At 55.1% G+C, this 22,883-nt stretch carries 18 protein-coding genes; 11 read left to right on the forward strand and 7 right to left on the reverse strand.

Going from position 1 to position 22,883, the window contains the following annotated elements; genetic code table 11:
• The first annotated feature begins 24 nt into the window (after positions 1 to 24).
• Complete coding sequence (locus tag I6L46_RS13055; RefSeq protein WP_216975842.1) at positions 25 to 1,686, forward strand: hypothetical protein; 1,662 nt, start codon at positions 25 to 27, stop codon at positions 1,684 to 1,686.
• Positions 1,687 to 1,804: 118 nt separating this feature from the next.
• Here I6L46_RS13055 and I6L46_RS13060 read toward each other — a convergent pair whose 3' ends face one another.
• Entirely contained in the window at positions 1,805 to 2,218 is a 414-nt protein-coding gene (locus tag I6L46_RS13060; protein ID WP_040068349.1) for a CBS domain-containing protein, read from the reverse strand.
• Between the two features lie 154 nt (positions 2,219 to 2,372).
• Between I6L46_RS13060 and I6L46_RS13065 the strand changes: the two genes are divergently transcribed.
• The 5 genes from I6L46_RS13065 to I6L46_RS13090 all read left to right on the forward strand — a co-directional run bounded on the left by I6L46_RS13065 (position 2,373) and on the right by I6L46_RS13090 (position 7,964).
• Complete coding sequence (locus I6L46_RS13065; protein ID WP_216975844.1) at positions 2,373 to 4,283, forward strand: ABC transporter ATP-binding protein; 1,911 nt, start codon at positions 2,373 to 2,375, stop codon at positions 4,281 to 4,283.
• Entirely contained in the window at positions 4,276 to 4,737 is a 462-nt protein-coding gene (locus tag I6L46_RS13070) for a DUF2390 domain-containing protein (protein ID WP_216975846.1), read from the forward strand. The genes I6L46_RS13065 and I6L46_RS13070 overlap by 8 nt, the downstream gene beginning before the upstream one ends.
• Complete coding sequence (locus I6L46_RS13075) at positions 4,731 to 5,585, forward strand: 23S rRNA (adenine(2030)-N(6))-methyltransferase RlmJ (RefSeq protein WP_216975848.1); 855 nt, start codon at positions 4,731 to 4,733, stop codon at positions 5,583 to 5,585. The genes I6L46_RS13070 and I6L46_RS13075 overlap by 7 nt, the downstream gene beginning before the upstream one ends.
• Before the next feature lie 734 nt (positions 5,586 to 6,319).
• A complete protein-coding gene (locus I6L46_RS13080) occupies positions 6,320 to 7,432 on the forward strand; it encodes a protein kinase (RefSeq protein ID WP_216975850.1) in 1,113 nt (370 codons plus the stop codon).
• Between the two features lie 85 nt (positions 7,433 to 7,517).
• The gene (locus I6L46_RS13090; RefSeq protein WP_216975851.1) at positions 7,518 to 7,964 is read left to right on the forward strand and encodes a hypothetical protein; all 447 of its coding nucleotides are present in this window, start codon (positions 7,518 to 7,520) and stop codon (positions 7,962 to 7,964) included.
• 156 nt (positions 7,965 to 8,120) lie between these two features.
• Here the strand turns inward: I6L46_RS13090 and I6L46_RS13100 are convergent, their stop codons facing one another.
• On the reverse strand, positions 8,121 to 8,750 hold the full coding sequence (locus I6L46_RS13100; RefSeq protein ID WP_216975854.1) for a hypothetical protein: 630 nt from the start codon (positions 8,748 to 8,750) through the stop codon (positions 8,121 to 8,123).
• 426 nt (positions 8,751 to 9,176) lie between these two features.
• On the opposite strand from I6L46_RS13100, the gene I6L46_RS13105 reads away from it, so the two are divergent.
• Positions 9,177 to 9,542, forward strand: a complete 366-nt coding sequence (locus tag I6L46_RS13105; RefSeq protein WP_040068342.1) for a DUF2061 domain-containing protein — start codon at positions 9,177 to 9,179, stop codon at positions 9,540 to 9,542.
• Positions 9,543 to 9,729: 187 nt separating this feature from the next.
• On the forward strand, positions 9,730 to 10,326 hold the full coding sequence (locus I6L46_RS13110; RefSeq protein WP_216975855.1) for an MliC family protein: 597 nt from the start codon (positions 9,730 to 9,732) through the stop codon (positions 10,324 to 10,326).
• 38 nt (positions 10,327 to 10,364) lie between these two features.
• Here I6L46_RS13110 and I6L46_RS13115 read toward each other — a convergent pair whose 3' ends face one another.
• Positions 10,365 to 11,540, reverse strand: a complete 1,176-nt coding sequence (locus I6L46_RS13115; RefSeq protein WP_216975857.1) for an aspartyl protease family protein — start codon at positions 11,538 to 11,540, stop codon at positions 10,365 to 10,367.
• 474 nt (positions 11,541 to 12,014) lie between these two features.
• Between I6L46_RS13115 and I6L46_RS13120 the strand changes: the two genes are divergently transcribed.
• From I6L46_RS13120 to I6L46_RS13130, 3 genes are all read left to right on the forward strand, one after another.
• A complete protein-coding gene (locus I6L46_RS13120; protein ID WP_216975859.1) occupies positions 12,015 to 13,940 on the forward strand; it encodes an ATP-dependent endonuclease in 1,926 nt (641 codons plus the stop codon).
• Positions 13,937 to 15,625: a UvrD-helicase domain-containing protein gene (locus I6L46_RS13125; protein ID WP_216975861.1), complete on the forward strand. Its 1,689-nt coding sequence runs from the start codon at positions 13,937 to 13,939 to the stop codon at positions 15,623 to 15,625. The genes I6L46_RS13120 and I6L46_RS13125 overlap by 4 nt, the downstream gene beginning before the upstream one ends.
• A gap of 196 nt (positions 15,626 to 15,821) precedes the next feature.
• Positions 15,822 to 16,307 carry a GNAT family N-acetyltransferase gene (locus I6L46_RS13130; RefSeq protein WP_216975863.1) on the forward strand — a complete coding sequence of 162 codons (486 nt, stop codon included), beginning with the start codon at positions 15,822 to 15,824 and terminating at the stop codon, positions 16,305 to 16,307.
• A gap of 124 nt (positions 16,308 to 16,431) precedes the next feature.
• Here the strand turns inward: I6L46_RS13130 and eno are convergent, their stop codons facing one another.
• The 4 genes from eno to relA form a co-directional block, all read right to left on the reverse strand.
• Positions 16,432 to 17,733, reverse strand: coding sequence for a phosphopyruvate hydratase (gene eno / locus I6L46_RS13135; protein WP_128834102.1), 1,302 nt, complete (start codon positions 17,731 to 17,733; stop codon positions 16,432 to 16,434).
• 89 nt (positions 17,734 to 17,822) lie between these two features.
• The gene (pyrG, locus tag I6L46_RS13140; protein ID WP_033113091.1) at positions 17,823 to 19,460 is read right to left on the reverse strand and encodes a glutamine hydrolyzing CTP synthase; all 1,638 of its coding nucleotides are present in this window, start codon (positions 19,458 to 19,460) and stop codon (positions 17,823 to 17,825) included.
• A gap of 141 nt (positions 19,461 to 19,601) precedes the next feature.
• The gene (gene mazG, locus I6L46_RS13145; RefSeq protein WP_129503328.1) at positions 19,602 to 20,399 is read right to left on the reverse strand and encodes a nucleoside triphosphate pyrophosphohydrolase; all 798 of its coding nucleotides are present in this window, start codon (positions 20,397 to 20,399) and stop codon (positions 19,602 to 19,604) included.
• A gap of 73 nt (positions 20,400 to 20,472) precedes the next feature.
• Positions 20,473 to 22,686: a GTP diphosphokinase gene (gene relA / locus I6L46_RS13150; RefSeq protein WP_005335588.1), complete on the reverse strand. Its 2,214-nt coding sequence runs from the start codon at positions 22,684 to 22,686 to the stop codon at positions 20,473 to 20,475.
• Between the last annotated feature and the right edge of the window lie 197 nt (positions 22,687 to 22,883).

Genomic DNA, 22,883 nt, shown 5'->3' on the forward strand with positions numbered 1-22,883 from the left:
GGTTTGCTCACAGGAAGTACCTGCATGACGATACTGCTGCTCGAAGAGGATCCCCTGCTCCGAAGCGCCATCACCCGGGAACTGACCGAACAGGGAGTGCCCGCCGATCGGATCCACTACCACAGCCATCCAAACCACGAGCGCAGTGGCCTGCTGGCCCTGCTGCAACAGCACGCCTTCGACGCCATCATCTGTCAGCAGGACAAGCAGCAGGATCTTGACGGAGCCCGGCTGCTGCACGAAGCGCACTATCTCGGCCTGCTGCAACCCGGTTGCGTATTGCTGCTGCTCGATGCCGATCAGAACGAGCAGGAGTTTCTCCCCTCGGATCTCTACTTCTCCCTCTATCTGCCCCTCCCCTTCATGACCCAACAGCTCACCGCGGTGCTCGGCCAGCTGGTGAAGTTAAGCAGCCTGACCCGCACGCTGGCCGCCCCCATTCTGCTGCGGGAGTGGCAACTGGCTACCGCCCTCTGTGAAGACCTGCTGTTTCAACGGGAGAATCGCTCGCTGACCCCCTGGCTGGATCGACTCAAGGGCTACCTGCTGCTGCAATCGACCGAGCGGGTCACCGCCGCCCAGCACTATGCCCTCTGTGCCAACGAGTATCAGGCGAGCTGGCCAAGGGCCGGGCTCTTCTACGCCATGCTGGGGCTCGGCAAATTGCAGAGCGCCCGGACCGACTTGCAGCGCCATCAGGCCAGCGTCTCGATGGCCACCCGGCTGGAGCTGCAACTCGCCAGCCAGCTGCATCAGCATTACTGGCTGGCGGCCTGGGAGACCATGGGAGAGCTGCTGCAGATCCGCCCCCATCAGCCGCGCTGGCATCAGCTGGCGATGTTGCTCGGGCTGGTGCTGCAAGATGAGGAGAAGGTGCTGGAGCAGGCCAACAGCCTGACCCTGCGCCATTTCAGCGAGCAGCGCGTCCGGCTCGCCATCGACAGCTTCATGCTCAATGCCAGTCTGGCGGTGCTGTGGCACGCCCCCTCCAGCAACCGGATCCGCTCCCTGCAACAGGAGTGGGAGCATCTCAAGCGCACCGTCCACCTGCAGCCCCACGCATATGAGCTGCTGCAGGCGTTGATGCTGGGGCTGGATTACCGCTTCGACGAAGCGCTGATCCTGATTGCCCACCACCAGCCGGATGAGGGGAGCGACAACCACCTCACCCTGCTGCTCGGCTTTGCTGTCAGCCAGTTCTGCGGTTTGCCCCACCACGCCCAGCGCTACCTGACCCAGCTGACCCAATACCGCGTCAGGGTTGCGCCCCACCCGCTCACCCTCCAGCTGTTCCATCATCTGGTGGCCGAGCTGGGCCAGCGTCTGACGGCGAGAGAACAACGGCTGAGCGAACTGCGCCAGCTGCGCCACAAGGCGATGCAGGCCAGCCAATATCAGACAGCCCTGCAAGCGGGCTTGCAGCTGCTGGAGGAGTTCCCCGCCCTGCCGGGCGATGCCTGGCAACTGCTGGAGCTGCTGCAACACTGCTGGCCTGCGGGTATGGCGGCCCCCAGGGTGGCGCTGCTGGTCGATACCCTGGAGCGGCGTCTCAAGCACAGCCCCGCGTTTCTCGATCAACATGCCCGGCAGTACCAGCGCACCCTGCAGGAGATCCGCACTCATCTTCAGCCGCACCTCTCCGGCAGCGGCCCCTCCTGTCTTGTCGCAGGACAGCCCGAGCCGTGATGATGCTGGCGGCGTGCAAACCTGCATTGTCGGCAAAGCCAACATAGAGAGAGGGGAGCCTTGGCTCCCCTCTCTCTATCATTGGTTCTCTGTCAGCTGATGACGATGAGCGTTGGGCTCAAACCAGCGCATCACTCTCCAGCGCCGCCTTGAGAAAATCCTTCCAGCTGATGATGCCGACCAGAGCGCCATTCTCCAGCACCGGGAGGCAGGAGACCCCCTTCTCCAGCATCAGCTTGACGCCGTCGCGCACGGTGAGATGGGGAGCGATGGTGACGAGCTGACGACTCATGATCTGGTGGGCCCGCTTGTTGAGGGTTTCGGTATCGCGGCTCATCTCGGCTTCGGAGTCGAGATAGGGGCTGATGGCGCGGAACAGATCCCGATCCGAGATGACCCCCACCAGCTCCTCCTCTTCCAGCACCAGCAGGTGGCGAAAGTGTGCCTGCTCGAAGATATCCCTGATGACTCGGAGTCGATCATCCATTGAAACGGTGGCGACCCGGGTCGTCATAATATCCCTGATATGCATGCTAACCTCCCGTTACCAAACTGGTTTCTCTGTTATGGCATGTTTTTGCAGCGCCAGCCAGTGGCCAGCCCTTCGCTACAGTGCAAATCAGCGTCATTTCACGTAAGATCCGCGCCAGTTTTTCTCCTCCATTTTGAGCAAGCAGATCCCACCCATGATAGTTGCCAGTCAAATCGAACTGATCCGCGGCGGCCGCAAGCTGCTGGACAACGCCTCCGCCACCATTCACCCCGGCCACAAAGTGGGTCTGGTGGGCAAAAACGGCTGTGGCAAGTCCACCTTTTTTGCACTGGTACGGGGCGAGCTGGCCATCGACAGCGGCACCTTCAGCCTGCCCGCTGGCTGGCAGATTGCGGGCGTGGCGCAGGAGACCCCGGCGCTCGACTGCTCCGCGCTCGAGTATGTGATCGACGGCGACAAGGAGTTTCGCTCGCTGGAAGCCCAGCTGGTGCAAGCCGAGCAGGATGACAACGGTCTGCTGGTAGCCGAGCTGCACGGTCGCCTCGATACCATCGGCGCCTACAGCATTCGCGCCCGCGCCGCCGAGCTGCTGCACGGCCTCGGTTTCAGCGACGAGCAGCTGAGCTCGCCGGTGCGCAGCTTCTCCGGTGGCTGGCGCATGCGCCTCAACCTCGCCCAGGCGCTGCTCTGCCGCTCCGATCTGCTGCTGCTCGATGAACCGACCAACCACCTGGATCTCGATGCGGTGATCTGGCTGGAGAAGTGGCTCAAGGGCTATCAGGGCACGTTGGTGCTGATCTCTCACGACCGTGATTTCCTCGATTCGGTCATCAGCCGCATCATCCATATCGAGAACGGCAAGCTCAACGAATACACCGGCGGCTACTCCGACTTCGAACTGCAGCGCGCCGAACATCTGGCACAGCAGCAGTCCATGTACGAGAAGCAGCAGCGGGAGATGTCCCACATGCAGGCGTATGTGGACCGCTTCCGCTACAAGGCTTCCAAGGCCCGTCAGGCCCAGAGCCGCCTGAAAGCCATGGAGCGGATGGAGAAGATCCTGCCCGCCCACGCCGACTCGGAGTTCAGCTTCGAGTTTCGCGAGCCGTCGGCCCTGCCGACCCCGCTCATCGCCATGGAGAACCTCTCTGCCGGTTACGGCGACAAGGTGATCCTGGAGAAGATCAAACTCAATCTGGTACCGGGTTCGCGCATCGGTCTGCTCGGTCGCAACGGCGCCGGCAAGTCCACCTTTATCAAGATGCTGTCGGGCTCCAACCCGCCGCTCTCCGGCAAGCTCGAAGTGAGCGCCGGGGTGAGCATCGGTTACTTTGCCCAGCATCAGCTGGAGACCCTGCGTCTCGATGACTCCCCGCTCGATCATCTGGCCCGCCTCGCGCCGGACAAGACCGAGCAGGAGCTGCGCAACTATCTGGGCAGCTTCGGCTTCCACGGTGACAAGGCGCTCGACAAGGTAGCCCCCTTCTCCGGCGGCGAAAAGGCGCGACTGGTGCTGGCGCTGATCACCTGGCAAAAGCCGAACCTCTTGCTACTGGATGAACCGACCAACCACCTGGATCTGGAGATGCGCCACGCCCTCACCATGGCGCTGCAAGGCTTCGAAGGGGCCATGGTAGTGGTCTCCCACGACCGTCACCTGCTGCGTACCACCACAGATGACTTCTATCTGGTGCACGGTGGCCGGGTCGAGCCGTTCGACGGCGATCTGGACGACTACCACAAGTGGCTCGGCGAGCAGGAGAAAGAGGCCAACGCCAAACCGGCCGATGGTCCCGTCTCTGCCAACTCGGCGGTGGCACGCAAGGATCAGAAGCGGCGCGAGGCGGAGTTCCGGCAAACGACCCGTCCCCTGCGTCAAAAGCTGGAAAAGCTCGAAGCGAGCATGGAGAAGCTGCAAGGCAAGCTTGGCGACATCGAGAGCCAGCTGGCCGACCCCGCTATCTATGAAGAGAGTGCTAAAACCAAGCTCTCCGAACTGCTCAAATCCCAGGGCCCCCTCAAGGAGCAGCTGGAAGAGGTGGAGCTGGAGTGGATGAGCCTCTCCGAAGAGCTGGAAACCATGGAGCAAGCCTTCTTTGCGTGACGAACAGCTGATGGCCAGCGAGCGGGTCGCGGTCCACGAATTGCCGACGCCGATCGGCTTCTGGCACTGGAGCGGCAAGGTCTATGGTGAGCGCAGCCAGGATTGGCTCACCGTGCAGGAGCAGGGGGGCAACGTCAATCTCGCGCTGCTGCTGCACCGGCTCGATCAGCTCGGCATCGTGGTCGATCTGACCGACCTGCAACCGGCGCTGGTGCAGACCGAAGCGGTGCTGACCCCGTGGCGCGCCCTGCGCCAGAGCGCCAAGACGCGACTCGACGAGCAGCAGTATCAGTCGATGCTGGCCCACGAGCTGGAGCTGGAGCGGCTGCAACAGGGCGTCCTGTTGCAGACCCTGCGCAGCCTCTCCCTGTTTCGCGGCAACAGCCGCAATTTGTTGAACTATCTATCGTTACTGGGTGCCCTGCAGGGCCCCCTCAGAGATCTAATATGCTGAGCTACCGCCACGCCTTTCACGCCGGCAACCATGCCGACGTGCTGAAACACGCCGTTCAGGCCCTGATCATCGAGTCCCTCAAGAAGAAGGAGAAACCCTTTATCGTGCTGGACACCCATGCCGGTGGCGGTCTCTACGACCTGCGCGGCGACTGGTCCCAGAAGAAGGCCGAGTATGCCGACGGCATCGGCCGCCTGTGGGACGAGCGGGCCCAGTGGTCTGCCATGGCCCCCTATCTCGGCGTCATCGAAGAGATGAACAGCGATGGCGAGCTGCACTACTACCCCGGCTCGCCGGAGCTCTCCCGTCGCCTCACCCGCGAGCAGGACAAGCTGGCGCTGATGGAGCTGCACAACAACGAGGTCGAAGACCTGCGCGCCAATATGGGTTACGACCCTCGCGTGGCCGTGCACCACCGCGACGGCTTCGAGGGGCTGATCGCCCTGCTGCCGCCGACCCCGCGCCGCGGGCTGGTGCTGATCGACCCGCCCTATGAGCTCAAAGAAGATTACTTCGCCGTGGTCGATACCCTGAAAAAGGCGCAGAAACGCTGGGCGACCGGCATCTACGCCCTCTGGTATCCCATCCTTGGGCAGGAGGCGGACAAATCCCGCGATATGCTGCGCGCCATCAAGCGCGAGAACTTCGGTAACGTGCTGGTGGCCGAGCTGGAAGTGGCCGGTCAGACTGCCGACTGGGGCATGAACGGCTCAGGCATGCTGATCATCAGCCCGCCCTGGATGCTGGACGAGCAGATCGAAGCCTTCCTCAAACCGCTCTGTGCCAAGCTGGCGCAGGGCGCCGGTGCCCAGTACAAGGTCGAGTGGCTGAACAAGGCCGCAGAATAGGCCCGCATCAACTCGCTCCGGCACCCGGCCAACGCGCCAGCGAGCCGGTCAGCCCAGCCGTTCACAGTGGCGGCATGGCCAGCAAAGAGAAGCCCCGTTCAGGGGCTTCTTGTTTTTTACCCGCCAGCGCTTTTACCCACCGACACGGCTACCCGCCAACACTTTTTATCCAGCAACACAGTGGTCGCACTTTCCACTCCCTGCGCCAACCGGTCGCGATTTATTAATTGCTTGATCTGGCTCAGAAACTCCCCGCATCGCCCTTTCCCTTGGCCAAGGGGTCGGTACTATAGCCAATTGGCAACACACACCTCGTTGGAGTCTCCCATGAGCCATGCCAACCCCATCCCGTTGGTTAAACGCAGCAGACTGGAGGCTGAAATTCAGGGGCGGTAGCCATGCCGGATGGAATGGATAAGCGAACGTTGCCCACGACCACCCAGTCAACATAGTGACGGCCTTATGCTGATTTCTGACCTGCTCACGCAGGCGTGCTTTGGCGGCGCTTGCCAAGAGTGCGCTGAGCACTGATTTTTCATACAGTAGTAACGGTGGCGCAAAAAGAGGAAGTCAAGCGAATACGCCCAGCATGAGAAGCAAACGGGTAACATTATGATTTAATAATGATTTTAACTTGGTGGCGATGAAAATGTTACGGAGTTATATGGAATGCTCTGCTAACGGATTAGTGCCGCCTTCCATCTAATCACTGTTATATTTTTTGGAGAGTATCGGTGGAAATTAACATATTCAACGAAGTTGAAGCTCTATATCCTGTGTTTAAAGGAGTTGTGATCAAAACCTTTGAGGGTAACTCGGGGAAAGTTTATTTAGTTAAAAATGTTCCTCAAAATGGTGCGTTGTTTGTCTACCCTGAATTTATTGCATACAAAAAATGCAAATCAATCAAGCCTGACTCCTTTCCTATCTTTCTTGAAGAAATAGATAAGTGGTCGAAGATAAAAAGCAGATTTATTGTACCTATACAGTACGTACACAAAATTAATGATGAAGTTTATGTTTGCATGCGTAGTGCTACAGATGGAACATTATCCGACCTAATCAAAAAAGGTGTAGATACGATATCTGCCTTTAATTACTCAATTCAGATCGTAAAAGGCTTGCTCGATATGCGAAGTTCAGGGTTGATGTACCATCAAGACCTGAACCCACCAAACATATTATTTGAAGATTTAGCGTACAAATTTGATTCTCAAGGGAAACCACGTTTTTTTAAAGATAACTACGAACCTTTCCCACCCAAAAACTTACATGATAGTTTTCGATATCGCATGATGATAAGTGATTTTGGTATGGCAGACTATTATGTCAAAGACTCAGTAAAAGGTAGAAGAGGTGGTAAATTTGCTTTTCGCGCCCCTGAACAATACGAAAACTCAAATGAAGCTGAGTTTTTTGAGCCAGACCTTTTTGCTTTAGGGGTTATATTGTCTTTGTTGTTTGATGGTAAGCATCCTACAGGAAAAACTGTAACTTTCGCATTAAGCCGCAGTCCAAGCTACAACAAATCTGGTGGGTGGTCGGGTTGGGCTCAAACAGGCGAGCGAAAAGTGGATTGTGAGAATAGGAGGGTACGAGATCTAATTCTTAGTCTTTTATCTGTTTGTCCCAAAAATCGCCCATCTTTAAATTATTGCTACGATGTCCTTTTTGATGAATTTAGTAAAGTTGATCCATTTATGGCAGCGTATCTGCAACGCAGTATAGCGGAGTATGAGGACAGCTATAATCAATCCAAGCAAGGTAAATTAACTGTTGAAGAAACAAAAATACAACAAGTTGTTCAAGAGGGATTCGCAACGCGTGGCAATTTTACTATGCGTTAGTTTTTGTGGTTACGGTATTATGCGGTAAGTTGGTAGTAGCGTTGGCTGCCCCTTAAGCGGGCGTTATATTTAATTGGAGTATGTAATGAAACCGACATTTTGGAAATTGTCACAAGGGACTGAATTTTTCACTTATGAAGATATGCTTCAGTCAATTGAAGATCGCTTAGTATATGTTCACAAGGATACAGCAGCTCAAGGACAGTCATCTGTAACTCAAGGGCAGACATTTGTTGAAGCTAAAATTGGTGATTACTTCTATTTAACACATGGTAATAACGGAGTGTATGTATTAGGACAATTTACAGGTCCGATAAATTACTTCTCGAATTGGGGAGATGGATGGTCCGATCGACCATTTCGCGTAATTGCTCGCTCAAAAACGCAAGAATGTTACACAGGAATTCAAAAATGGTGGTCTCCGAATCATCGTTCTACCTTTATAAAAGTTCCAGAGCACGAATTATCCATGTTTGAAGAAGAAATATTGATTCCTTTCTTTGGCCTACATTTGAAGGACTATGGATTTTAAATATAACAAACGGTTCAAGAGGGACAACCAACGCGTGGCATTTTTACTATGCGTTGGTTTATGTGAGTACGGTGTTATGCGGTAAGTTGGTAGTAGCATTGGCTGCCCCTTAAGCGGGCGTTATCAAGCTTTTTTATTTATCACGACATCAACTACTTATTGATTTTCATTTATATTATATCCATGAATGAAAAATTGTTTCCCAAGCTTTGAAAGCATCATTATTCGGCCTTGTTTTTTCACAATGCCCAATGAAATAAGTAGAGGTTCTTCTGGCGAACCAAAAGGATGATCCCATTCTCCAAAATGAGCCATTGTTTTAGTTGCCTCTGGAATAGATTTTAGGGCAAGAATGGAGCCTGAGTGAGCAATTAGAAGAAGATCATTGTAAGTTTTTAACGATATTTTTCCTTTAGCTAATGCACAGACTAAATTTCCAGCAATTGAGGCGCGTATTGGTTTTTCACCTTCAGCAATAATTTCGAACAGTGTCTCTGTCGCATCTTCACCCAAAGCATCACCATTAAATAAAGTTGTGGAGAATGTTTCAGTTTCTGAATCACTTAACTTTGATACAGATTCAATAAAGCATAGGTAATTTCTTTTGATTTTGTTCTTTTTGTATGCATCACGTATGTTGAGTATTTTAATCGCATGTTCAACTATAGGGATGTTTTTTAATGTTTCTTCATCTATAAAAATATCAATTGCCATTTCACTGTATGACGCTATATGCTCTTTAGCTCCTTTTACAGTGTTTGCAATCGTCTTTAACTGACCTTTCATATCCGTATCTCACATGATGGCGGCTATAAATTTTGTGTTATGTTAGCCGCGAATTCAGATAATAAGTAATCAAATCTGGGACACCCACCTTTCTGAGCAAGGCGCAGCATAGCCATAACCCAAAGGATGGGTGTCCAAGGTCTTCGTTTCCAAGGTCTTCTGTACAGGGTAGAGTGGCTCAATAAGGTCTCAGAGTAGTAATAGCGGCCCTGTGCCCAGGTAGACCGAAAAGCGAAGCCCCGTCACAGGGCTTCCTGTTTTTATCCGGCCTGCCCGAAATGCTGACACACCGCGGGCCTGCCTCACGGCAGTGCGGAGGCACTTTTCCTTTGATAGGTTTTCCCTATTCGGGCAATAGATGAGAATAATTTTCATTTAATCTCATTTTGGCGGATACTCTCATCATCAACAGAGGGAGCCGCCATCATGAAAAAGACCATCAGCTTTGCCATCCTGCACTTCGGTGTCGCCTTTACCGTGGCTTACCTGCTGACCGGTGAGCTGCTGACCGCCAGTCTGATCGCCCTGATCGAGCCCGCCGTCAACACGGTCGCCTTCTACTTTCATGACCTTGGCTGGCACACGCTCAAGCCAAATCACAGCCTGCAGGCCAAGACCAGCAGCTTCGCGGTGGTCCACTTCTCGGTGGCCTTCGGGGTTGCCTTCCTGCTGAGCGGCGAGCTGCTCACCGGCGGCGTGATGGCGATGATCGAACCGGCCATCAACACCGTGGTGTTCTTCTTCCACGAGCGGCTGTGGCGCGCCCGCAGTCAGCAACTGGCGCTGGCCTGATCAACCGGGCAACCCGCCTCCCACTTTATCGCGGCAACAAAAAACCCGACATTCCGGCCAGGAGTGTCGGGTTTTTCTGTTTGGCAGCCATTCAGCAGAGCAAAATGCGCTCGGCTCCCCTGCTGCATTGCCCTGTAGAGTGTGCTGTAGTAGGCAGATATGCCCTCCTCATTGCTGGAATCTATCGATGAACAAGACCTTGCTTGCCACCCTGCTGTTTGCCCCTCTGCTGGCCAGTGCCGCAACCCCCTCCTTTGACTGCACCAAAGCGTCCGGATCGGTCGAAACCCTGATCTGCAAGGATGCCGGACTGGCCGCCCTTGATAACGAACTGGCGGCCCTCTACCCCAAGGCGATTGCCGCGCTCTCTCCCGAACAGCTCAAGATCGAGCGCGCCATGCAGCGCGGCTGGATCAAGGGGCGTAACGACTGCTGGAAGGGGCAGGATCTGCGCCAGTGTGTGGAGGATAACTACCTGCTGCGGATCACCGAACTGCAGATCAGCGGCGGCCAGCTGATGGTGCCGGCACCGATCAACTACCAGTGCGGCAAGAGCGTCACACTCTCTACCTACTTCTATAACGATGCCAAGCTGCCCGCCGCGGTGATCAACCTGAGCGAGGGCGACAAGCAGCAACAAGTGCTCGCCTATGAAGCCCCCAGCGCCAGCGGCGCCCGTTATGAAGGGCAAAACCTCACCTTCTTCACCAAGGGGGACGACGCCACGCTGGAGCGTTACGGCCAGCCAACCCTCACCTGCATGGAAAATCCGACCAAGGGCTGAGGCTCATAGGGGCGGCTCATCTTGCCGCCCCACCTTGACTAGATGGCGATATCCAGCGGTTTTCCTTCCCGCACAATCCGCAACTTGAGCGACCCCGGCTTGCTAGTGCTGAGCAGTTCACGCACCTTGTCGATATCGAGGGGACGATAAGCCACCCCGTTGATCTGCTCCAGAATGTCGCCGTTGGCCAGACCATAGGGGGCAAGATCCCGTTCGTCGCTGTAGTAGACCTGCAGATGCTCGCCATCAAAACGCACCCCGATATTGCGCAGGATTGGCGGCACTTTGCGCGCCAGGCTGTCGGCGTCGTAGCAGAGCATCATCCGCCCGGGCATGATCGCAAAGCGATTGAAGCGGTTAACAAAATCCAGCCCCAGACCATACTGCTCATTGCTGTTTTCCGACACGCGCAGCTCACCGAGCTGGCGCTCATCAAAGTGCAGGCCGGTGAGGATATGTTCACGCCCCTCCACCATACCGCTGGCATCCACCCCTTTGCGTGGCATCGCATCTTCGCCAGAGATCGCCTTCTGACTGGCCATAAAGTCGATAAAGGCATGATCGGCATAGCTCTGATCGGCCCCGGTATCCAGATACATGCGCACGCTGCTCTCGCCGTGGGTCAGATACACGGCCGGGGAGCGGTTGTAGCTATCTTCATAGCCGATGCAACGCTCGAACGTAGCTGCCGACGGTGCCGTCAGCGAAGCCGTGAGCTGATGCCTGTCGCGATCAAACACCCAGTTGAAACGGCGGATGGTGTCGATCCCGAGGATGCCATCGATACGGCTGCCAAGAGACTGGGAGAAAAGATCGAAATCAACGGTTGCCCACAGATCGCTGTCATCAATGGTGACCGACCCCACCGAGAAGGGCTGCGGCTCAACAAAGCCAAGCTGCTCGCTGCCCAGTTGGCTCGAAACGCTGTTCACACTGGCAAAATCAGCCTGATAGGCCCTGGGCAATTCGCTTAAGGTCAGCGCCTTGAAGCGGCTGGCCAGACGACGATCGATAAAGGTGATACTGGCCCCGGTATCGAGCAAAAACTGGTACTGCTCACCAGCGATAGTGACGGGGATCAGGGGGGCACTTTCGTAATGCACGGTCAGCACCGGGCCGGGTACATTGCGCTTGGTGGATGAATCCGGGGCTGTGCAGCCTTGGACGACGAACAGGGCCAACATGGCCAGCGCCACTTTGAACTGCGACTTCATAACTCTCCTTCCCGATAGCAGATGCCCCCGCGACGCCACCGCATAATGCTATCTTGTTGATTTATAGATAAATAAGCTATTTCAGCGGGGAGCGCGGACAATAACAAAGAGTTTTATGCTAGTTCAAGCCAGATATGACCATGAATATTCTATGGTGATAGCTCAAGAATGGTTGTTCACGCTATGTCGGCGCGTCATCAATCGTGGGCGACATTTGATTAATTTATTGATCTTGCACAGAAATTCTCAATATTGAGCTTTCTCTCCACAGCGCCATGGTTAATATTGCCATTTGGCAACACTTGCCTCGTCGGAGTTTCCCATGAGCCATGCCAACCTCACCCCGTTGGTTACAAAACAGCAGACTGGAGGCTGTCTTGTCTGATGGAACGGGTAAGCAAGTAGTGCCGTGCAATGGGTCACTCAAAACGGTGGCAGTCCCAATTCTATTCGTTCTAAGACAGAGCATACGCAATGAAACTTCAAGTCCTCCGTCTGTCGAGCTTCCAATCTTTCGGGACCACACCCACCGAAATTCCATTGGAGGAGATTACTTACCTCATTGGGCCTAATGGCTCCGGCAAAACAGCTGCACTGCAGGCCTTGTGTCGGTTGTTTGCCTTTGATCCATCACAGCGTCGAATACTGCGCTCAGACTTTCATGTCCCGCTGAACGAAGAAATACCTCCGCCAGAGCGCCAGTTATGGATCGAGGCCGACTTTGTATTCCCTGAACTAAAAGATGACGGGGAAAACAGCACGGTTGCACCTCATTTCGGTCATATGCGCCTCGACGAGATCGATGGCACACCCCGCGTTCGTTTTCGCCTTAACGCGACAATGGGGTTGGATGGGGATATAGAGGAAAACATGGTCTATGTGTTGGATATCAATCCAGATGGCTCACCACTTACCACCACCCAAGTACCTCGAGCTGAACGTAACCATATCCATATCCACTACCTTCCCGCCCGCCGTGATCCCGCCGATCACATTGCCTATGGTGCGAATGCATTACTGGGGCGAATGCTGCGTGCGGTGAACTGGGATACAGAACGAACGGTCATTAAGGGACTGACCGACCAAATCAGTGACAGCTTGGCAGACAATCCATCAATCAATGCGTTCAGCGCAAGTTTGAGAAAGACATGGGGCGCTTTACACAAAGGCAGCTTCTTTACCGACCCCAAGCTAACTTTTGCTGCGTCCGAGATCGAAGCCTTGTTGCGGCACATGTCGGTGTCTTTCACTCCTGGCCATGGGGATCAGTTGGTCGATTTCTCACGACTTAGCGACGGCCAGAAGTCGATGCTGTATCTGTCACTGGTACACTCTTCACAGGCGATTGGCCGTGCTGTACTGGCGGCTGAAGATACTTCATTCGATCCAGACAAGCTGCGCCCACCAGTCTTTACGGTGGTCGCTCTCGAAGAGCCAGAAAACAGTCTCTCGCCACACTACCTTGGGCGGATCGTCAATGCCCTCAATGGAATGACCGGACAAGGTGACGCACAAGCGCTCATCGCCACCCACGCACCATCCATGCTGAGGCGCGTTGCTCCGGAACGTATCCGTTATCTGAGGTTGACCGAAGAGCGAACATCACGAGTCACATGTATTCAACTACCGGAACGGGAGGAGGATGCACACAAATTCGTGCGCGAAGCAGTCCAAGCATTTCCCGAAATCTATTTCTCGCGGCTTGTCGTTCTTGGAGAGGGTGATAGTGAAGAAATCGTATTACCGCGGCTACTTAAAGCGAAGGGAGCTCCTGTTGATGAATCTGCAGTTTCAATAGCCCCGTTGGGTGGACGTCACGTCAATCATTTTTGGCGCCTACTTTCCACGCTGCAAATTCCATATTTGACATTATTAGACCTCGATATATCTCGCTATTCTGCTGGTTGGGGGCGAATCAAGTACGTGAATGATCAACTCCTTAAGTTTGAATCAGCAAAAATACTTCCTGCCGCTTGGACTCTGCCGAAATGGGATACAGCCGATACTCCAGTCCGAACACATCACTATTTTGATGGAGGGACGAAAGACGTATTTCTTGAGCTGGAAAGTCGAGGTGTATTTTTCTCGGCTCCAATGGATCTCGATTTCGCCATGTTACTTGCTTACCCAGATGCGTATGGCGTAGTTAAGGAAGACCCAGAGGCATCCACGATCAAAGCTGTTTTGGGTAAAAGTCACCACGATGCAAGCCAGTACAGCGAAGATGAGCAGAAGCTATTTAACACCTACCATCAGCGCTTCAAGCTTGGTAGCAAACCCGCAGCCCATATTGATGCATTGGCTCAGCTGACTGATGCAGAGCTACTGACAAACATGCCCGCATCCCTGAGCAGATTGGCAGATGCCGTCATCACCAAACTCGCGGATCTACCGGAATGATAACAGTCGAGACTTGGGAACCTGCAGATGGGCTGACACTTGAGCCCAACGCCCTGATTGCAGCCAAGGAGCAAACTCGCAGCCTTGCTCTTACCGCTGGCCCAGGCGCAGGAAAGACCGAAATGCTTGCACAGCGGGCAGATTTCCTATTGCGCACAGGTACCTGCCGCTATCCCAAACGGATTCTGGCCATTTCGTTCAAGGTCGATGCCAGCAGTAACTTGAAAGAACGGGTCAAGCGACGCTGTGGTTCAGAGCTTGCTGCGCGGTTTGACAGCTATACCTTTCACGCATTCGCCAAGCGCATCATCGATCGTTTCCGTCCTGTGCTAACTGGTGAGTATGCGTTGGATGCCGGATACCAAATTGCAGATCGGAAACTTGGCCCATCACGAACGTTGATCACGTTTTCCGATCTGGTGCCGTGTGCAATTGAGATTCTAAGAAAGTCACCTGTCGCGAGACATGCCATCCGTCAGACCTACAGCGATGTCTTCCTCGACGAATTCCAGGACTGTACAAACCGTCAATACGAACTCCTCAAGCTCGCGTTTCAAGGTACGAACATTCGCTTGACCGCCGTAGGCGACACCAAGCAAAAAATCATGGGCTGGGCAGGCGCTTTGGAAGGCATCTTTCAGGACTTCGTTGCTGATTTTGCAGCAACTCCACTCAATATGTACCGAAACTTCCGCTCTCAACCACGTTTGCTGCGCTTGCAGAACGAGATCATTCGCAAGCTGGATCCAGCTTCTGTCATGCCTGATGAGCAACTTGCAGGCGACGAAGGGGAGGTATTCGCGTGGCGCTTTGAAAACAGTCGTCAAGAAGCAGACTACCTTGCAGATTTGATTGCAGACTGGATAAACACAGAACAGCTGCCACCAGCAGAAATTGCGGTCCTGATTCGTAATCAGCTTGACCTGTACGCTGATCACCTTATGACGGAACTGGAGGCTCGTAGCATCCCCTTCCGCAACGAGCAGCAGATGCAAGACATCACCGTCGAGCCTGCAGCACGTTTGATAGTGGACTATCTTTCCTGCCTCTATGGTCAGCGCGAGCCCAAATCATGGATTCGGCTCATGAACCAGCTAATCCCGTTTGCAGATGACGAGACTCCGTCGAATGCGCGCAAAGACCTTGATCGGCTGATCAAGCAGCAACGAAAAGAAATAGCCCTTAACGAGCTGGTTGCCCCCCCTTTCTCTGGCTGGTGGGTGTTTGTTCAAATATTTCTGAAGCAAATCAGTGTTGAAACACTAATGTCGCTTTCCCCTGATTACGAGTCTCGTGTCCGGCTAAGCGAAGTAATCCGCGATACCAAGATGAAGATTGAAGAATTGCTAACGCTGGAACCTGACTTGCCCCAAGCCCTTAAGCGTTTCTCAGACGATCAAGCAGTACGAATACTGACCATCCATAAGAGCAAGGGCCTTGAGTTTGATTCGGTCATCATCATGGCCGTCGAAAACGAAACATTCTTTTTCAAGAACGAATCGGAACAGAAAGAAAACCTATGTGCCTATTTCGTTGGGGTTTCACGTGCCAAAAAACGCCTAGTCCTTACTCATGCGAATCAGCGAGAGCGTCCAGCTGGACATACGAAGCGCTGGGATGTGAATCGTACGCCTCAAACTGAATACTTCAGCTACGCCGCACCGTTTCTGACGCAAAGGCAATGAGCAGAACTGAATTGTGACGCCTAAAAAAGATTAGGGTGCTCATCTTTCTGAGTCCATAAATTCGATTAGCAAAGCATAATAGGCGTTCGCAATACGAATATGTCTTGATTGTGCCAGTTGCCTTTAGATACCGACTTTCAGATGGCCTCTTTATTCACCTGTGGCTTTGCTGGCGTAACACATCCCAAGGAGATTTATGAAGCCCGACTTAACCGGCATACGGATTGTGCTGCGCACCATTGGCCCGCAGGATGCCGCCGATCTGTTCGAGATTTATGGCAATCCGCTGACCATGGAGTTTGCCTCTGATCCCTGCTTTACCTCTCCCGCCATGGTGGCGCAGATGATGGCGAGCGTTGTGCGGCTGGAGCAAACGGGGGAGTCGCTGGAGTGGGCGATTGTCGAGCGGGAGGGCAACAAGGTAATCGGCACCTGTGGCCTGCACAGCTTCAGCGAGGCGGGCCACAGCTGCGAGGTAGGTTGCCTGCTCAATGCGGCCTATTGGCGCAGAGGGTTTATGTCGGAGGCGCTGGGATTGCTGTTCGCCCACGCCAGCACAATGGGAGTCACCTGCCTCACCGCAGATATCGATGCAGATAACGTCCGCTCTATCGCCCTGTTTGAAAAGCTGGGCTTCAAGGCGCATGCAGGGCGCTATCAGCGCATGCTGCCTTTTGTCTGACCCGAGACCAGAGGCACAACGCCCTCGCCTCTCAGGCCGTTGTGGCAAGGATCAGGCATAAAAAAACCGGAACCCTTGGGTTCCGGTTTTTTTTCATTCCAGCCGAGGCTGGCAAACCAGCAAATTAAGCCTGGTTTTTAACTTCTTTCAGACCGCGGAAAGGAGCTTTGGCACCCAGAGCTTCTTCGATACGGATCAGCTGGTTGTACTTGGCAACACGGTCAGAACGGCTCATGGAACCGGTCTTGATCTGGCCAGCAGCGGTACCAACAGCCAGGTCGGCGATGGTAGCGTCTTCGGTCTCACCGGAGCGGTGGGAGATGACGGCAGTGTAGCCAGCGTCTTTGGCCATCTTGATGGCAGCCAGAGTTTCGGTCAGGGAACCGATCTGGTTGAACTTGATCAGGATGGAGTTGGCGATGCCGTTGTCGATACCGCGCTTCAGGATCTTGGTGTTGGTTACGAACAGGTCGTCACCAACGATCTGGATTTTCTTGCCCAGTTCAGCAGTCTGGTAGGCGAAACCTTCCCAGTCAGATTCGTCCAGGCCATCTTCGATGGAGACGATCGGGAACTTGGTGGTCAGGTCAGCCAGGAAGTCGGAGAAACCGTTGGAGGTGAAGACACGACCTTCGCCTTTCAGGTTGTACTCTTTCTTCTCTGCGTCGTAGAACTCGGAAGCAGCGCAGTCCATAGCCAGGGTGATGTCGGAGCCCAGTTTGTAACCGGCAGCGGCAACGGCTTCAGCGATAACTTCCAGCGCTTCGGCGTTGGATTTCAGGTTCGGAGCGAAACCACCTTCGTCACCAACTGCAGTGTTGTAGCCCTTGGACTTCAGCACTTTGGCCAGGTTGTGGAACACTTCTGCGCCCATGCGAACGGCTTCTTTCAGGGTCTTGGCGCCAACCGGCTGGATCATGAACTCCTGGATGTCGACGTTGTTGTCGGCGTGCTCACCACCGTTGATGATGTTCATCATCGGCAGCGGCATGGAGTAAACACCCGGGGTGCCGTTCAGCTCGGCGATGTGGGCGTACAGCGGCATGCCTTTGGCAGCAGCGGCAGCTTTGGCGTTAGCCAGGGAAACAGCCAGGATGGCGTTGGCGCCGAACTTGGATTTGTTCTCGGTACCGTCGAGGTCGATCATGATCTGGTCGACAGTGGCCTGGTCCTTGGCATCTTTACCCAGCAGAGCTTGAGCGATCGGGCCGTTTACGGCTTCGATTGCTTTCAGCACGCCTTTACCCAGGAAACGGCTCTTGTCGCCGTCACGCAGTTCCAGCGCTTCGCGGGAACCGGTGGACGCGCCAGACGGAGCGGCTGCCATACCAACAAAACCACCTTCCAGGTGAACTTCGGCCTCAACGGTCGGGTTACCACGGGAGTCGATGATTTCACGACCGATCACTTTAACGATCTTGGACATGTGTATTTCCTCAGGTTTCGTAAAAAAACAACAAAAATATGCCAAAAAAAGCGGCTGTGGCACAGTGCCCCAACCGCATTTATTTTCAATTACTTCAAATTACGCTTCTGATACTCGCCTGCCGCCTTCACAAAACCGGCGAACAGAGCGTGGCCATCACGAGGAGTAGAGGTGAACTCCGGGTGGAACTGCGCAGCCACAAACCAGGGGTGATCCGGGATCTCGATGATTTCCACCAACTTCTTGTCGGCGGAGAGACCGGTCACTTTCAGACCTGCCGCTTCAATCTGCGGCAGCAGCTTGTTGTTGACTTCGTAACGGTGACGGTGACGCTCGTAAATGGTCGGGCTGCCGTACATCTGACGCACCTTGGAATCTTCGACCAGGTGGCAGAGCTGGGAACCCAGACGCATGGTACCGCCCAGATCGGACTTCTCGGTACGGGTCTCGATATTGCCCTCTTCATCCACCCACTCGGTGATGAGGCCGACGACCGGGTACGCGCAATCTTTCTTGAACTCGGAGGAGTGAGCCCCTTCCATACCCGCTACGTTGCGAGCGAATTCGATCATGGCAACCTGCATACCAAGGCAGATACCCAGGTAGGGGATCTTGTTCTCGCGGGCATACTGGGCAGCCAGGATTTTGCCTTCCACACCGCGCTCACCGAAGCCACCCGGCACCAGGATCGCGTCCAAACCTTCCAGCAGCTCGGAGCCACGGGTCTCGATATCCTGAGAGTCGATGTACTTGATGTTGACGGAGTGACGGGTCTTGAGACCACCGTGCTTGAGCGCCTCGTTGACGGACTTGTAGGCGTCCGGCAGGGAAACGTACTTGCCGACCATACCGATGGTTACTTCACCAGTCGGGTTGGCCTCTTCGTAGATAACCTGTTCCCACTCGGACAAATCAGCCTCTTTGCACTCCAGACCGAAACGCTCGGTGAAGTAGGAGTCCAGATTCTGGGATTTCAGCAGTGCCGGGATCTTGTAGATGGAGTCGACGTCTTTCATGGAGATGACGGCGCGCTCGGGCACGTTGCAGAACAGGGCAATTTTGGCGCGCTCATTGGCCGGAATGGCACGGTCGGAGCGGCAGATCAGCACATCCGGCTGGATACCGATGGAGAGCAGCTCTTTGACGGAGTGCTGGGTCGGCTTGGTCTTCACTTCACCGGCAGCAGCCAGGTAAGGAACCAGCGTCAGGTGCATGAACATGGCGTTGTTGCGGCCCACTTCGGCAGCCAGCTGACGAATGGCTTCGAGGAACGGCAGGGACTCGATGTCACCTACGGTACCGCCCACTTCGACGATGGCAACCTGATGGCCTTCGGCACCGGCAATCACCCGCTCTTTGATGGCGTTGGTGATGTGCGGGATAACCTGAATGGTGGCGCCCAGATAGTCACCACGACGCTCTTTACGCAGTACGTCGGCGTAGATGCGGCCGGTGGTAAAGTTGTTGCGACGGGTCATCTTGGTGCGGATGAAACGCTCGTAGTGGCCCAAATCCAGATCGGTTTCGGCCCCGTCCTCGGTTACGAACACTTCACCATGCTGGGTCGGGCTCATGGTGCCCGGATCCACGTTGATGTACGGGTCCAGTTTCATGATGGTCACATCCAGACCACGGGCTTCCAGAATGGCTGCCAGAGAAGCTGCGGCAATGCCTTTGCCGAGGGATGAAACAACGCCACCAGTAACAAAAATATATTTGGTCGTCATGCTGAACCTGAAAGAAGTTTAGGGAATTTTAAGGGGTGCTTCGGGGATGAAGCAGGACGGGGAAACAGTATACCAAAAACCCCTCTCCCAAACAATGAGCAAAAATCTATCAGGCTCACCGTCCCCCCATCTTGCGCCAAATCAACTTTGCTCGGTTTCCTTCGCCTTATCCCAGGCGGCATCGAGCTTTTCGAGGGTGCAATCGGTCATTTTCAAGCCTTCTGCGGCGATTATCTGCTCAACCTGACGAAAACGACGTTCGAACTTGGCGTTGGCGCCTCGCAGCACCTGCTCCGGATCCTTGCCCAGATGACGCACCAGATTGACAGTGGCAAACAGCAGGTCACCGAGCTCATCGCTCACCCTCGCCTCGTCCACATCGGCCATCAATGCCTCTTCCATCACCTCGTCGATCTCTTCGTGGATCTTGTCCACCACAGGCCCCAACGTCTTCCAGTCAAAACCGACGGTGGCGCAGCGTTTCTGAATTTTGGCGGCGCGAGTAAGGGCAGGCAGCGCCTGCGGGATATCGTCCAGCACGCTCTCTTTGTCGAGGGCCGCCCGCTCTTTGGCCTTTTCCGCCTCCCAGTTCGCTTTTACCGCCTGCTCGTTGGCAAGGTCGGCATCGGAGAAAACATGGGGATGACGGCGAATGAGTTTCTCGCTCACCGTATCGACGATATCGGCGAAGTCAAACAGCCCACGCTCCTTACCCAGCTGGGCGTAAAACACCACCTGAAACAGCAGGTCGCCCAGCTCCCCTTTCAGCCCCTGCCAATCTTCGGTCTCGATGGCATCGGCCACCTCGTAGGCCTCTTCCAGGGTGTGCGGCACTATGGTCTGGAAGTTCTGTTTCAGATCCCAGGGGCAGCCGTTTTGCGGATCACGCAAACGAGCCATGATATCGAGCAGTTGGGGCAGATCGTAACGTTGGGACATGGAATATTCGCTTTCGATTTGTTCAAAAAGGGTCGTAAATGCAGACCGGCCACTGGGGCCGGTCGGTTCGCTATCAAAGCCGCTTGGCGCTAATTACGTCATTGAGCTGACTGAGCTTGGCCAACGCCCGGTTGAAGGCGTTGATGTTGTAAATCTCCAGCTCCATGTCGATCTCGGCGGTCTGCTCGCGCACGTTGGAGCGTGAGCGCACCCCCATCACATTGATCTTCTCGTTGGCCAGCACGGTCGTGATATCACGCAGCAAGCCGGAGCGATCGTTGGAGATGATCCTGATGGTGAGGCCGTAGCCGCCGGAGTAGTTCTCCCCCCACACCGCATCGATCAGCCGCTCGGGGTTGCGCCGTGACAACTCTTTCAACTGCTCGCAATCTTCCCGGTGGATCGAAACGCCACGGCCCATTGTGATAAAGCCCTGAATGGAGTCCCCCGGAATGGGCTGGCAGCAGCGGGCAATATGGGTCATCAAGTTGCCGACCCCTTCCACCACGATATGGTCTTTGGGCTTGTGGCGCATCGGCGCATTGGCCTTCTGCTCCAGCTTCTCCAGCAGGCGGCGATCTTCCTCTTCCGCCGTCGGCTTGTTGTAACAGGTGTCTAGATAGTTGAGCACCTGGTTGATGCGGATGTCGCCGCTGCCGATACCAGCCAGCAGATCGTCGGTGCTCTCCAGATTGAAGCGGCGCAGCATGTTGCCCTTGTCGATCTTGGACATGCTGAGGTTGTGGCGATCCAGCTCCTTCTCGAACAGCTCGCGACCGGCCACGATATTCTTGTCCCGATCCAGTTTTCTGAACCAGGTCGCCACCTTGGCCCGCGCCCGGCTGGAGCGCAGGAAGCCGGCGTTGGGGTTCATCCAGTCGCGGCTCGGGTTCGGCTCCTTCTGGGTGATCACCTCCACCTGATCGCCGGTCTGCAGCGCGTAGGTGAACGGCACGATGCGGCCGTCAATCTTGGCGCCGATGCAGCGGTGGCCGATCATGCTGTGGACGTGATAGGCAAAATCGAGCGGGGTGGCGCCTGCCGGCAGGTCGATGACATCCCCTTTCGGGGTGAAGACGTAGACCCGGTCCTCGAACACCTGACTGCGCAGGTCTTCGAGCAGGGAGCCGCTCTCGGAGAGATCTTCCTGCCAGGCGAGCAGCTTGCGCAGCCACTCGATCTTGTCTTCGAAGGTGTTGGCCTTGCCGCCTGCCTGTGCCCCTTCCTTGTAGCGCCAGTGCGCCGCGACGCCGAGCTCGGCATCCTGATGCATCTGGTCGGTACGGATCTGGATCTCGACCGTCTTGCCCTCAGGCCCCACCACTACGGTGTGAATTGACTGATAGCCGTTGGGTTTGGGATTGGCGACATAGTCGTCAAACTCGCGGGGAATATGGTGGAACTGGGTGTGCACTATCCCGAGCGCCGCATAGCAATCCTGCAGCCGCTTGGTCACTACCCGCACCGCGCGCACGTCGAACAACTCGTTGAATTCGAGGTGCTTCTTCTGCATCTTGCGCCAGATGCTGTAGATATGTTTCGGGCGGCCGTACACCTCGGCGTCAACCCCCGCCTCTTTGAGCCCATTACGCAGGGATTGCACAAACTCGCGGATGTAGCGCTCGCGATCGAGCCGCTTCTCGTCGAGCTGCTTGGCGATCTGCTTGTAGGTATCCGGGTGCAGGTAACGGAAGGCGAGATCCTCCAGCTCCCACTTGAGCTGGCCGATGCCCAGACGGTTGGCGAGCGGCGCATAGATGTTGGTGATCTCCTGGGCCATCAGCACCCGGGTCTCTTCATCTGCCGTCTTCGCTTCCCGCAGGCAGGCGATCCGCTCCGCCAGCTTGATCACCACGGCACGCACATCCTCGACCATGGCAAGCAACATGCGACGCACGTTGTCGACCTGCTCCGGCGAGGTTTCGCTGCGATGGAGGGTTTGCAGGGAGCGGATGGCTTCCATCTCCAGCACCCCTTCCACCAGCTTGGCGATCTTGGAGCCGAAGTCCTCGTCCATCCGCTCCTGGCTGATGAGACCTGCTTCGACGAAGGGGTAGATGATGGCGGCCTTGAGGGTGCCGATATCCATGCTGAGCATCTGCAGGATGCCCACCATTTCGATGCCACGCACCAGCAGCTTGCTGGTCAGCGCCTCGTCACCGAGCGTCAGACAATACTGATAGACGGTTCGCAGCTGATCCTTTTCACTGTCACTCAAGGAGAGTGAGCTGACCCACTCTTCCAGGGTGAAGTTGTCTTTCAAATGAATATCGCGAACCGCAACCATGGTATCAATCCTTTAAATTATCGGGCCGAAAGCTGTCACTTTCCCCCCTCATGAGATTGCCTCAAATGGGGATATCCAGCGCACTTTTCAAGGCATATTGTCCAGAAAGACAATAGAGCGCGCCAACAGGCCCTGCCGAACGACGAGGGTCTAGATTACCCCAATCACATCAGCTCAAACAGACGCAGACACGCCAG

The sequence above is a fragment of the Aeromonas sp. FDAARGOS 1416 genome (assembly GCF_019048085.1).
Lineage (GTDB): Bacteria > Pseudomonadota > Gammaproteobacteria > Enterobacterales > Aeromonadaceae > Aeromonas > Aeromonas veronii.